The 12130-nt window shown below is 70.0% G+C and carries 10 protein-coding genes and 1 pseudogene; 4 read left to right on the forward strand and 7 right to left on the reverse strand.

Annotated features, from left to right (window positions below):
• Window positions 1–22: 22 nt before the first annotated feature.
• Together HKK72_RS29485 and HKK72_RS29490 are read right to left on the reverse strand one after the other, a co-directional pair.
• Window positions 23–1294 carry a class I SAM-dependent methyltransferase gene (locus HKK72_RS29485; protein ID WP_187237708.1) on the reverse strand — a complete coding sequence of 424 codons (1272 nt, stop codon included), beginning with the start codon at window positions 1292–1294 and terminating at the stop codon, window positions 23–25.
• Window positions 1295–1309: 15 nt separating this feature from the next.
• Window positions 1310–2677: an FAD-binding oxidoreductase gene (locus tag HKK72_RS29490; protein ID WP_187237709.1), complete on the reverse strand. Its 1368-nt coding sequence runs from the start codon at window positions 2675–2677 to the stop codon at window positions 1310–1312.
• A gap of 102 nt (window positions 2678–2779) precedes the next feature.
• Here HKK72_RS29490 and HKK72_RS29495 point away from each other — a divergent pair, with 102 nt between their 5' ends.
• On the forward strand, window positions 2780–3511 hold the full coding sequence (locus HKK72_RS29495; protein WP_187237710.1) for a pyridoxamine 5'-phosphate oxidase family protein: 732 nt from the start codon (window positions 2780–2782) through the stop codon (window positions 3509–3511).
• A 75-nt stretch (window positions 3512–3586) separates the two neighbouring features.
• On the opposite strand, the gene HKK72_RS29500 is transcribed toward HKK72_RS29495, so the two are convergent.
• Both HKK72_RS29500 and HKK72_RS41530 read right to left on the reverse strand, forming a co-directional pair.
• Complete coding sequence (locus HKK72_RS29500) at window positions 3587–4123, reverse strand: DUF1707 and DUF4870 domain-containing protein (protein WP_315987503.1); 537 nt, start codon at window positions 4121–4123, stop codon at window positions 3587–3589.
• A gap of 166 nt (window positions 4124–4289) precedes the next feature.
• Entirely contained in the window at window positions 4290–5264 is a 975-nt protein-coding gene (locus HKK72_RS41530; RefSeq protein WP_261987317.1) for a polysaccharide deacetylase family protein, read from the reverse strand.
• 163 nt (window positions 5265–5427) lie between these two features.
• On the opposite strand from HKK72_RS41530, the gene HKK72_RS29510 reads away from it, so the two are divergent.
• From HKK72_RS29510 to HKK72_RS41535, 3 genes and pseudogenes are all read left to right on the forward strand, one after another.
• Window positions 5428–5796 (forward strand): hypothetical protein, encoded by a 369-nt coding sequence (locus tag HKK72_RS29510; RefSeq protein WP_187237711.1) that lies wholly within the window; start codon window positions 5428–5430, stop codon window positions 5794–5796.
• Between the two features lie 22 nt (window positions 5797–5818).
• Window positions 5819–6010, forward strand: a pseudogene (locus tag HKK72_RS42925) (hypothetical protein); the annotation flags it as partial.
• Window positions 6011–6084: 74 nt separating this feature from the next.
• Window positions 6085–6393, forward strand: a complete 309-nt coding sequence (locus HKK72_RS41535; RefSeq protein WP_261987318.1) for a hypothetical protein — start codon at window positions 6085–6087, stop codon at window positions 6391–6393.
• Between the two features lie 91 nt (window positions 6394–6484).
• Here HKK72_RS41535 and HKK72_RS29520 read toward each other — a convergent pair whose 3' ends face one another.
• The 3 genes from HKK72_RS29520 to HKK72_RS29530 form a co-directional block, all read right to left on the reverse strand.
• Window positions 6485–7666 (reverse strand): hypothetical protein, encoded by a 1182-nt coding sequence (locus HKK72_RS29520; RefSeq protein ID WP_187237713.1) that lies wholly within the window; start codon window positions 7664–7666, stop codon window positions 6485–6487.
• 125 nt (window positions 7667–7791) lie between these two features.
• Window positions 7792–8949: a DUF4192 domain-containing protein gene (locus tag HKK72_RS29525; RefSeq protein WP_187237714.1), complete on the reverse strand. Its 1158-nt coding sequence runs from the start codon at window positions 8947–8949 to the stop codon at window positions 7792–7794.
• Window positions 8950–9469: 520 nt separating this feature from the next.
• Entirely contained in the window at window positions 9470–11962 is a 2493-nt protein-coding gene (locus HKK72_RS29530) for a penicillin acylase family protein (protein WP_187237715.1), read from the reverse strand.
• Window positions 11963–12130: the final 168 nt, after the last annotated feature.

Raw genomic sequence — 12130 nt, forward strand, 5'->3', positions numbered from 1 at the left:
GGTCAGCGCGCCACGGGCCCGGTCAGGCGGCCGGCGGCTCCCAGTCGGGACGCAGGGGCATGCCCGCCGCCCCGTCGGCCGCCAGCTTCACTCCCAGCACCTGGTGCAGCTGGATCCAGTTGCGTTCGAAGCCGATCCGGCAGCCGGCCATGTACAGCCGCCACACCCGCGCCGTCGCCTCGCCGACCTCGGCGACCGCCTCGTCCCAGTGCTCGTCGAGGTTCCTGCACCAGCCGGCCAGGGTGAGGGCGTAGTGCTCGCGCAGGTTCTCCTCGTGCCGCACCTCGAACCCGGCCTCGTTGAGCCGTGAGATGAGGTATCCCGGCCCTTCGAGCTCACCGTCCGGGAAGACGTACCGGTTGATGAAACCCTGCTGGCGCATGGACGGCTCCGAGTCGTCCGGCCGGGTGATGGTGTGGTTGAGCAGCCGACCGCCCGGCCGCAGCTTGCCGTACAGGAATGAGAAGTACGCGGGGAGGTTGGCCTTGCCGATGTGCTCGGTCAGGCCGATGGAGCTGACCGCGTCGAACCCTTCCTCGGCCACGTCACGGTAGTCGAGGTGACGCACCTCGGCGAGTTCGGACAACCCGGCCTCGGCGATGGCCTTCTGCGCCCACTCCGCCTGCTGCTTCGACAGCGTGACGCCGAGCGCGCGGACGCCGTACTCCCGCGCGGCGTGCATCACCATGCCGCCCCAGCCGCAACCGACGTCGAGGAGCCGCATGCCCGGCTCCAGCGCCAGCTTGCGCGCCACGAGGTCGAACTTGTGGAACTGCGCCTCCTCGAGCGTGGCGTCCGGCCGCGGGTAACAGGCGCACGTGTACGCCATCGAGGGGCCGAGCACCCACTCGTAGAACGTGTTGGAGACGTCGTAGTGATGCGAGATCGCCTCGGCGTCCCGCCGCTTGGAGTGCCGGAGGAACGAGAACCGCACGTTGCGCACCTCCTGGGGCGGAGGCGGCAGTCGTTTCGTGGCGGCGGCCCGCAGCAGCGGATCGTCGAGCACCCCGCCCAGGATCCGCAGGCGGTCCCGGGGGGTGAGGTCGCTGAACACCTGGGACATCCGCCAGAGCGCGTCGTACATGTCACCGTGCACGTCGAGGTGACCGGTGACATAGGCACGAGCCAGGCCGAGGGCGCCCGGGGAGTGCAGCAGATAGGAGACCGCGTACGGCGAGCGGACGTCGATCCGCACCTCCGAGCCGTGGGCACCGGACCTACTGCCGTCGTAGGCCACGATCTCCACTGGGGCCTCCGGCCCCACGATCCGCTCAAAGACCTTCGCCAGCGTCATGAAAACCCTCCTTGATCAACGCCCCCGCACACACTTCTCGTAGAGGTCGAGCAGCCGACCGCCGGGATCGTACGCGCTCTTGAGCCGCCGGTAGGTCTCCCCGTCGTAATGCCGCCAGAACTCCTCATGTGAGTAAAAGGCAGTCGAGTAGAGAGATTTATGCCCGTTCAGCTGTGTGACCTTGCGCTCGATGAGTCGATTGTGATGTTCGGGGATGCGGCCGGGCGGCAACGGCACCGTGCCCCAGAACCCCACGTTCACGTACGACCTCCCGGGTTCGAGGGGGTAGAGCGGCCAGGTCTCGCGGGCGGCGAGCGGGCACAGCCACACCGGGCTCATGCCGACCTCCTGGTGGAAGAACTCCAGGAACTCGGGAAGCCGCTCGACCGGGACCTCGATGTCCTGGATCACGTCTTCGCGCGGCGGGCGGCCCCGCCACCTGTCCAGTCTCGCGGATGTCTGCCACCGCTTGTCCAGAGCCACCAGCCGGCGGTAGACGTCCGAACGCTTGGCCTGATCCGGCCACAGCTTGCGCACCAGCGGATGCTGCACGCCGAACGCGCCCGAGCACCAGAACCAGTCGGTGTCCCATCGCCACAGGTAGTCGTGGATGGTCAGGAAGTCGACCGACCGCTGCTGGATCGACCGGTAGTAGATCGCCTGGCCGGTGTAGTCGGAGGTGTACGGCGCGGTCTCGGCGAAGGTGCCGATCGTGATGTAGAGGTCGGTCGGGGCGAAGACGGTGCCGTCGACGAAGTCCACCGGCTCGCCGTCGTACTCCTTGGACTCGCTGATCTCCTTGAGCGCCTCGGCGCACTTCACCGCGTCGTCGAAGGGCAGGTGCCGCAGCCGGACGTACGGCTTGACCGGGGCCAGCTCGATGCGCAGCCGCACCGCGTAGCCGAGCGTGCCGTAGGAGTTGGGGAAGCCGTGGAACAGGTCGGAGTGCTCGCCGTCGCGGGTGGCGGTGACGATCCGCCCGTCGCCCGTCAGCACGTCCATCTCGATGACGGACTCGTGCGGCAGGCCGGCCCGGAACGACGACGACTCGATGCCGAGCCCGGTGACCGCGCCGCCCAGCGTGATCGTCTTCAGCTGCGGCACGACCATGGGCATCAGCCCATGCGGCAGGGTCGCGGCGACCAGGTCCTCGTAGGTCGTCATGCCCTGCACGTCGGCGGTGCGGCCCTCAGGGTCGACGCTGAGCACCCCGTTGATCCCACTGACGTCGAGCCCGGGGGCGGCGGACGGCTCCCGGAACCTGAAGAGGTTCGACGTCCGCTTGGCCAGCCGCACGGGCGTCCCGGGGGGAATCGCCTCGTAGGACCGCTGTAGCGCGGCCACCGCCCGCTCATGTCCACTCGCGGTCACCAGCTGCGTCATTCCCCGCCCTCCAATCGATACCGCAACCGATCGTCCCACTTATCATCCAAGGAGACGTCAGGTCCGTTTCGCCAGTCTTCATGTGCTGGAAGGGGCATTGCGTTGGGCAAGCTATACGAGCGGCTGGATGACCGGCTCCGTGACTTCATCGCGAACCAGCCCATGTTCTTCGTCGCCACCGCACCCCTGTCCGGCGGACATGTCAACGTGTCGCCCAAAGGCTACTCCGACACGTTCGCGGTGCTCGACGACCATACGGTCGGTTATCTGGAGCTGTACGGCAGCGGCGCCGAGACGGTGGCGCATCTGCGCGAGAACGGCCGCATCACCATCATGTTCTGCTCGTTCGGCCGCTCGCCCAAGATTCTGCGGCTGTACGGCACCGGGCGGGCCATCCGGCCGGACTCCGGCGAGTGGGAGGGCGTCGCCCGGCACTTCGGCGTGCGCCACGTCGGCGTACGCTCGATCATCGTCGTGCACATCCACCGGATCGCCGACTCGTGCGGCTACTCCGTGCCGTACATGGGGTTCGCCGGCGAACGGCCCATGCTCGACGATCAGCACGGCCGCCGGAGTGCCGACCAGTGGCCCGAGCGCGTCGCGCGGAACGCCGCCAGCATCGACGGCCTGCCGGCTCTCGAGCCGGACCATCCGGCACCGCTCTCGCAAGGACCGGCACCGCTCTCGCAAGGACCGGCACCGCTCTCGCAAGGACCGGCGCCGCGCTCCCCGGGGCCGACGCCGCTCTTCCAAGCGCCGGTCTCCGACGCACCGAAACCGGCCCCTGGCGGGCCTGGAGCCGCGATCTCCGACCAGCCTGACCCCGGCCCCTGACAGGTCCAAGCCCCGATCACGCCACGCGCGGACATCGCGCCGCGCGGCGGAATCATGCCGCCCGGCGCACGGACGTCAGCGGATGAGGCGCAGAGTCCAGGGGTAGCGGAACGGCTTGTCGGTCAGGGCGACGACCGCCGCCAGCGCGCAGGCGATCCAGGCGACGGCGTAGAGGATGCCGCCGAGCCCGAACGTCACGATCGTGACGAGCAGCAGCGTCAGCTGGAAGTTGAGCGCCTCGGCCGCGTGCCGGCGCACGTACTCCGACCTCTTCCCGCTCAGTAGCAGCAGCACCAGCGGGCCGACGAAGGTGGTGAGAGCGCCCGCCGCGTGGGCGGCCGCCGCCAGCATCCGGTCCTCGCCGGAGGGCGCGGGACCCGTCCGGACCTCAGGACGGCGCGGCGGCGCCACCGGCGGCGCGAGATCACGGGTGATCGCGGCGAGATCGGAACGGGTCTTCGCCGTCATGGCGAGGTGCACCCGCAGATCGAACTCGTCGTGATCCAGGCGGCCTTCGGCATAGGCCTGTTTCAGTTGCTCGATGACCGGCTCGCGCTCGGCGTGCGACACCCTCAGCTCACCGTTGGTCGGCGCCATATAGGTCTTGTTCACTCCTCCATGCTCGGCGGCGCGCGACGGCGGCGCCATCGGGGAAGACCCTGAGCGACCCCTGAGTCGCCCCGGGCTCTCGCCTCAGCCGTGATCCTCAGGCGTGATCGTCAGCGCCCGAGCCTCAGCGCTGCGAGCCTCAGCGCTGCGAGCCTCAGCACTGCGGGCCTCAGCGCTGCGAGTACCTGCGACCGGGCGCCAGCCGCTTGCCGCGGTAGAGCTCCGAGACGGTCACGAAGACATAGCCCTTCCGGTTCAGCGCCGCGATGATCCCCGGCACCGCCGACACCGTCGTGCCATGGATGTCGTGCAGCAGAATGATCGCGCCGCGCCGTACGTCCTGCACCACCCGCCGTTTGATGAGCGCGGCATCGCGGTCGTGCCAGTCGAGCGGGTCGACGGCCCACATGATCTGGGCGAGATGGTTCCGCCGGGCCACCGCGGCGACGCCGGCGTCGGTGGCGCCGTAGGGGGGCCGGAACAGCACCGGCGCCTTACCGGTCACGCGCCATACGGCCTGCTGCGTCCGGCCCATCTCGGAACCGGCGCCCGCTCCCGACATGTGGTCCAGGTTGGCGTGCGTATACGAGTGATTGCCGATCTCGTGGCCCTCGGCGAACTCGCGGCGGACAAGCCCTGGATAGGCGGCGACCTGCAGGCCGACCACGAAGAACGTCGCCCGTACGCCTCTGGCCCCGAGGATGTCCAGCAGCCGAGCCGTGCCGGGGACCGGGCCGTCGTCGAAGGTCAGTGCGACGCACTTGCGGACCTGGCAGTCGACCTTGGCACGTGGAGGGGGCATGGGCGGCACCTGACGCTGCGCGATCGTGTGCGCGGGCCGCCGCCGCAGCGTGGCGACGGCCGGGCCCATGTTCGCCGCGACGTCGACCCGCCTCGAGCCGAGCGGCCCTGCTGTCGGCCGACCTGGCCGGCCCGGCCGGCCGGCCTTCGCCGGTGCGGCGCTTGACGTCGCGGCCACCGACGCCTCCCCCGCAGGTGGGGCGGGCGTCTCCGATCTCGGCGGGACGGTCGCGAGGGTGCTGAGCGCGGCCGAGCAGACAAGTGCCGCCGCGAACAGCACCCACCGTCTGACCAGGGCCGGCGTCCTCGTGCCCGTCTCCGCCACCACCCGCACTCCCGACATGGTGATCTTCCTTGGTGACCCACAGTTTAGGCACGACTACGGAACGACCTCCGGCAGAACCTCCGAGTGTCGGGAACCCCGATGGCAGGTACCGCGTTATCGTCTTACCGACATACCTGACACCGGGCGAATCCGGTGTGACACCGGACGACAGGACGTGCCGATGAGGTTCCGGGACCGATTCGGGATTCGTAAGAACCGCGGCCCCAGGGTCACGAGATTCGACAGAGAGGCGACCGACGCCGACATCGAGGCATTGATCGCGTTCGCGCGCGATCGCCGTGGCGTGGAGTTCTTCGTCGAGCCGGAGACCTTCGCCACCGACACCACGGCCGTCGCCGTGGCCGACGACGGCGAGTGGACACGGCGCCGTGTCGGGTCCCCAACGGTGATCGCCAAGGTGGCCCGGAACCTGGGTCTGCCCATCTACGACGTCAACCTGGTCGGCTATCCCCCGCGCATGCGCGCTTGGAACGAGCGCAACCGGGACCGCAGGATCGACCCGGGCTCCCCCGGCGCCGCCGTCCGCTGACGCCACCGATGGTGGAGAGTGCATGAGCCAGGAACGGCTCTCCGAGCTCAAGGCCGCCGTCGCCGCCGGCGAACGAGAGCTCGGCACCGAGCATCCGGGGACGCTCGACGCGCGGGTGCGCCTTGCCCTCGGATACCGGGAGAGCGAGCGCGACGAGGAGGCCCTGCTCGAGCCGGAGGAGGTGGTGGCCGTCCGCGACCGCGCACTCGGTCCCGACCACCCGGACACGCTGGACGTCCGCCACGAGCTCGCGCTGACGTACTTCCACGTCGGCACACCCAGGACGAGGTGTCGCTCGTCGAGCAGACCGCCTCCGACCACCAACGCCTGCTGGGTCCGGGCCATCCCCGCACGCTACGCGCGCAGGTCCGGCTCGCCTCCAGGTACTTCGAGGGCGGCCACGACGTCGCGCGAGCCATCGCCCTGGGCGAGCGCATCATCGGCGACGACGTCTGCGCCGTGCTCGGCGCCGATCACGACGACCTGCGCGGCCTGCGAGCGGTACTGATACTGGCCTACGCGACGAACAAGCGTAGTGACGACGCCGAGGCCCTCGCCGCCCGGTACCCGCTGCCGGAGGATTCGGCGCCCGGGTGACGTGGCATGAGAGCGCCGTTCTGACGTGACTCGTGCGTGGCCCCGGTCGGGTGGTCCCTTGGCGACCGGAGGCTTCCGGCCACCGCTCCGGCTATGGGCCGACCGGATTACCGCGCAGATCCCCCTCGCCGCAGGGCCAGGCGCCGGTGTCCAGCGGAGCCAGATCGGTGCGGGCGATGACGAGGGTGCTGCCTCCCCTGTCTTTGGTGAGGACGAAGAACAGCCGGCCATCCTCCAGCAACAGCATCCGATCAACCCCCTCGCCTTCTCCTTCGCACACGGTGTGGACACGAAGGTCAGGATCGACGATCTGGAGAGCGCCGTCGCGCCAGAACGCGGCCCGGCCGTCACCACTCAGCACCGGACCCGATGTGTAGTAGCCGGGCAGGCACGGGCCGTCGGTCATGCTGCCGTCGCGATGCAGCCGCCGGACCCGGCGGGTTGAGGTGTCGGCGTTGTCCGATTCGACCACACGGATCCTGCCTCGGCTGCTCACGAGCAGCCCACCCTGGCTGGGCCATTCGATCACCACGGCACCATCCCGGTCGTACAACCGTGTGGAGAACGCGCCATACCCCTGGCTGCCGACCAGGAAACCGCCCTGCCCGGCGATCGCCCGCTCCCCTGTCGGGTGCGGTGGCGTGACCCAGACGAGCGCTCCGGTCGCCAGGTCGAGGCAGTAGCCCATGCCGATGCCACTGGACCAGTCGGTGTAGGTGGCCAGCACCCGGTCCGCCGACACCAACAGCCCGGCCCAGCGCTCCGGAGTCAGATCCGCCGGCCGCCACGGCGGCATGGGCTCCGCCCGCCAGTCGTTCGCCGCACTCATCTCGACGACGCCGTCGTAGGACAGGCGCGCATCGGGCAACCTGGTCGACCAGCGGCTCGTACCCGATCCGTCGGTGCGCTCCAGGCGCACGTGGCGGTATGGGCGGCTCGTCCACGCCACCATGAACCCATCCGGCAAGACGACGAACGTCCCGATCCGCTCGTCAGGTGCGCACGAGAACCTCACCCGGCGGCCCGGCGTGCCCGACACCGTCGTCTCGACCACCGCATCGCGGTCGGCCAGCCAGGCACCGCCATCCGGCGCGACGCGCACAGGCCCACCCACCGCACCGAGGGACCGGCTCCAGCACAGCCGCCCGGCAAGGTCGACCGCGTGCAGAGCGGCCTCCGTCCCCATACCGCACAGGACGTACACCGGCCCTGTCGCGGCGGCACCGGCCAGTGGACCGGGCCGCCCCGGCAACTCCACCCGTTCGATTCTCATCACGACCGACGATCGTCCCCGGTCCCGGTCCCCTTCGACAACCCCAGACCTCACTCCATCCCGGCGCCTACGGACGCAGCATGGTCGAGGTCTCTGTGAGGCGCGGTCTCGGGCGGCCTGGATGCTCAGCTCGCCTCCTTCTCCTGTTCCGAGTCGGCGTGTTCGCCGTAGGCCTCGGCCAGTTCGGCCGGCGTCATCCGCAACCGTGCCTCCGACGGCGGCAGCCCGGCGCTGATCAGGTCGCGTAGCAGGCCCGCCATCGAGTAGTCCGGGTCGGCGTCGAAGGCCCGGTCGAGTGCCACGTTGGCGAGCCCGCCGTCGCCGCGGGAGAAGGCGGCGTAGGCCAGCAGACACGCCGGTGCCGCCGCGTACGGCTGCTCGACCCGGCACAGCACCGCCCGCCAGAACTCCACATGACGGTCGAGCCGGTCGAGGTCGACCCGCACCCACGCCTCGTCGCGCACCCGCAGGTGGGTGAGGACCACACCCAGCCACGCGATCTCGTCGTCGGTCGGCATCGTGCCCTCCGAACCCACCCGGTCCATCAGCCGGCGCACGAATCCGAGACCGTCGCCGATGATCCGTGCCCGGACGACCGCGGGGTCGAGAGCCTCCTCCACCCAGCCGAAGAGCCGTTCTTCGGCACACCGCGTGGCCTTGCGCATCGACGCGCGCACCGCGCCGTCGAGGGGTGCGACGGTCCGGGCCAGCTCGGCGCGGCCCGACAGCGCGACCTGCCCGTCCAGGATCGCCTGCGCGGCGATGGAGCTCGTGGTGATGTCGAACCGGTTGCCCTCGGCCGGGCAGCACGCCGGGTCGGTGCACAGGTAGGACCAGAAACGATCGTCCTCCACGCGGAGCGCCTCACGCACCCGCACGCCCGACTCCGCCAGCGCCGGGATGGTCGCATCGATCAACGGTGTCACCCGGCCCGCCGGGCCGTAGCCGACCAGCAGGGCCAGCGGGAAGCCGTTGCGAGCCAGGGTCTCGGCGACGCGCTCGCCGATCGCCTCAGCCTCTCCCACGCCCGCACGGGCACCGGCATCGGTCTCACCGGCCCCGCACCAGGAACCATCTGTGGAGTCGAGAGGCGCCCACGGTGCCCTTTCGGCGAGAGGTAAGTCGACCCGCATCGCGCACGTGCCGTGCGGTCCGCCGGAGCCGACCGCGACGAAACTGTTCTGTGGATGGAATCCGAGCAGGTAGGGGACGGCGGAGATGAGGTCCTGGGGCGTACTGATCACCATGGGCGACCGGTCGTCACCGTGTGTGTCGTTCGTCATGGCACGGAGCCTGACACCCGCCGCACCCACGCAGCGGACCGAACGAAATTCTGTGGATGAACCGTTCGAGCGCCCCAACACCTTGACCAGCAGCGCTTCACCCGCCCGACAGCACCTCGACCAGCCGGCCATCACCTCGACCAGCAGTACCTCAACGGCATTGCGATGAACTCAGCGTCATGGCGCCCGCAGCACAGCGGTCACCACCAGAGCAACGTTCGGTGTCGGCAAACGAACCACCGAGAGCCATCCCAACGGTGCGTTTTCCAGCACCGAACACCACTCACCCATGCCCAAGCGAGTGGATCACCGAAGCGCCAGTACTCCGCCGTGATCATGCAGTTGTGCGCGCCATCACCCGGACTCGTCGGCGCACGGCTCCCCTCGGGTCTCCCGACACGCGAACAACTACATGATCACGGGAGAAGCGCGTGCCAAGGCGGCCCTTGGTGCGCGCAATTGCATGATCACGGATGGGTGGGGCCTGCGCCTCGGCAGGTCGGTGCTCGGCCCCGTACCTCTACGGGCGCAGGGTCAGCGTGTGCTCGGCCTCGCGGCGGATCGTGTCCGCACGTGACCGCATCGGGATGGTGGCGCCGCGGGCCCATAGCGGCGCCTGGTCCCAGTAGTGGTCGGCGAACGCGTGCCCGGAGGCGCCGGTTAGGTTGACCCACCGTGACCGGTCGAGGTCGGCCAGATCGACGACCATCCGCATCGACGGAACGGCCGTGACCCCGTAGCCCTCCTGCGCGTCCCAGCCGGTCGCGTCGACGATGGCCGCGCCGCCGCCCAGTTTCATCGGCCCGCGGTTGAACAGCCACTCGATCGGGGCGATCCCCGAGGTGCCGAAGGACTCGTTGGTAAGGGTCAGGGTGTGCAGGTCACCCCACTTCCATTCCGCCGGTGCACCGCCCAGCCGGTCGCGCAGTTCGGCGTCGGCATCCTTCAGCGCGACGCGCAGCATGTCGTCGCGGGTCTCCTTCGCCCCCGTCGTCCGCATGTCGTCCCACCAGGGGTCGTCGGGCTTGTCCAGCAGGGCACGCAGGACCTCGAACCACCGGTCGCCGCCGTCCGGGCGGGCGCCCTCGGGCAGCTCGTCGTTGAAGGTCCGCAGCAGCAGATGCCGGTAGGCCGCGTTGTAGAACGCCGCCGCCGCGGAGTCCTTGCCCTGGTCGAAGTTCCATCCGCGCAGCAGCTCCACCGCGGCGCCCGAGCCCACCCGCTGCAGGTGCGGCACCAGGGCCGGCGCGAACCCGTTGCGCGTGTCCATCTGGATCCGGCCCATCGTGGCCGCGTCCATCTTCGGCGTCGCGGCGACGAGCTCATCGATCCGCGCGGCGCGGTAGCCGTACGACCAGTCCTTGGTCAGCAGGGGACCGTCGCCGGGCGCGGCGGCGGCGTTGTTCGCGGTGACGATGTAGCCCCGCTCGGGGTTGTGGACGGAGGGCAGCTCGTCGAAGGGGATGAACCCCTTCCACTCCTGGTCCCCGGTCCAGCCCTGCGCGGGCCACCGCCCGTCGCCCTTGGTCCGGACCGGGATGCGCCCCGGCGCCTGGTAACCGATGCCGCCGTCGACGTCGGCGTAGACGAGGTTCTGTGCGGGCACCTCGAACGACTTCGCCGCCGCGCGGAAGTCGGTCCAGTCGCGCGCGGTGTTGAGCAGCACGATGGCGTCGGCCGTACGCCCCGGGTCGAGGGCGGTCCATCTCAGCGCGACCGCCGAGCCGTGCCCCGCCGTACGCGCGTCAGCCAGCACGTCGGACAGCAGCGGGCCGTGCCGGGTGGAGCGCACGTTGATCGTCACCGGTTTCGAGCCGGCGACCTCGATCCGCTCGGTCCTGGTCGTCAGCGGCTCCCGCTTGCCCTTGTACTCGTACGTTCCGCCGCTCACCCGCTCGAGGTACAGGTCACTCACGTCCGGGCCCAGGTTGGTGAAGCCCCAGGCGATCCGGTCGTTGTGCCCGATCACGACGCCGGGCACCCCGGAGAAGCTGAAGCCGGTGACGTCGAGGGGGCAGGCTGGGGACGTCTGCTTGCAGTGCAGACCCACCTGGTACCAGAGCGAGGGCATGTGCGGCGCGAGGTGCGGATCGTTGGCGAGCAGCGGCCGACCGGTGGTGGTGCGGCTGCCCGCCACCACCCATGAGTTCGACCCGATTCCCGGCGTCCCGTTCCCCATCATGGCCGGCATCGCCTTGAGCGCCCGCGACACCCGCTCCAGCGGACCCTTCGCGTCGGGCTCGGCCGCGGCGCCTGCGGGCGGCTCAGAGTCCCGCTCTCCGCCGGACCCCGGGCCCGGCACGATCACCGGGTTACGGTCGTACGGGTAGTCAGGGAAGAGCTGGTCCACCCGGGCCGCGGGCACCTTGGTCGCCGCGATGGCGCGGCCGAGCTCGTCCTCCATGTTAGAGCGCAGGTCCCAGGCCATCGCCTTGAGCCAGGCCAGCGAGTCCACGGGCGTCCACGGCTCGGGCCGGTAGCCGGAGTTCTGCAGCCCGAGCACGGCGTACTCGAGGCTCTGCGTCGAGGTGTTCCGGTTCTGCGACAACCAGGCGTTGACGCCCGCCGCGTAGGCCTCCAGGTACCGCCGGGTGTCCGGCCGCACCAGCGCGAGCTCCTGTTCGGCCACCCGCCGCCAGCCGAGCGTCCGTACGACCTTGTCGGTGTCGAGCGTCGAGTCGCCGAACAGCTCCGACAGCCGGCCCGCCGTGACGTGCCGCCGGAAGTCCATCTCCCAGAACCGGTCCTGCGCGTGCACGTAGCCCTCGGCTCGCACGAGGTCCTCGGCGGTGTCGGCGTAGATCTGCGGCACCCCCCACCGGTCCCGGTGGACGGTGACGGACGCGCCTAGACCCTTGACGGTCACGTTCCCGTCCAGGTCCGGGAAGGACCGCTGGATCGTCCACCGCACGTAGAGCGTGAGGATCAGCGTGATCGTCATCAGCAGGATCAAGATCCGCACCGCCCATCGGGCGGGCCGTGGCAGCCGGGCGAGCGGCGCGAATCTGGCCATCGGACACCCCTTTGTGTCGATCACGGGACATGCCCGAAAAGCTGTTGTCGAAGAGTAAAGCATCCATCGCGGGAGCTTCCGGACATGTAGCTCACACTGGGGTTATGGAGATCACTGAGGCGCTCGGGCTCTGGGAGCCCGAGCCCGGCTGGTTGAACACCGCGAGCT

Origin of the sequence: Actinomadura sp. HBU206391 (genome assembly GCF_014323665.1) — a bacterium.
Taxonomy (GTDB): Bacteria; Actinomycetota; Actinomycetes; order Streptosporangiales; family Streptosporangiaceae; genus Actinomadura_C.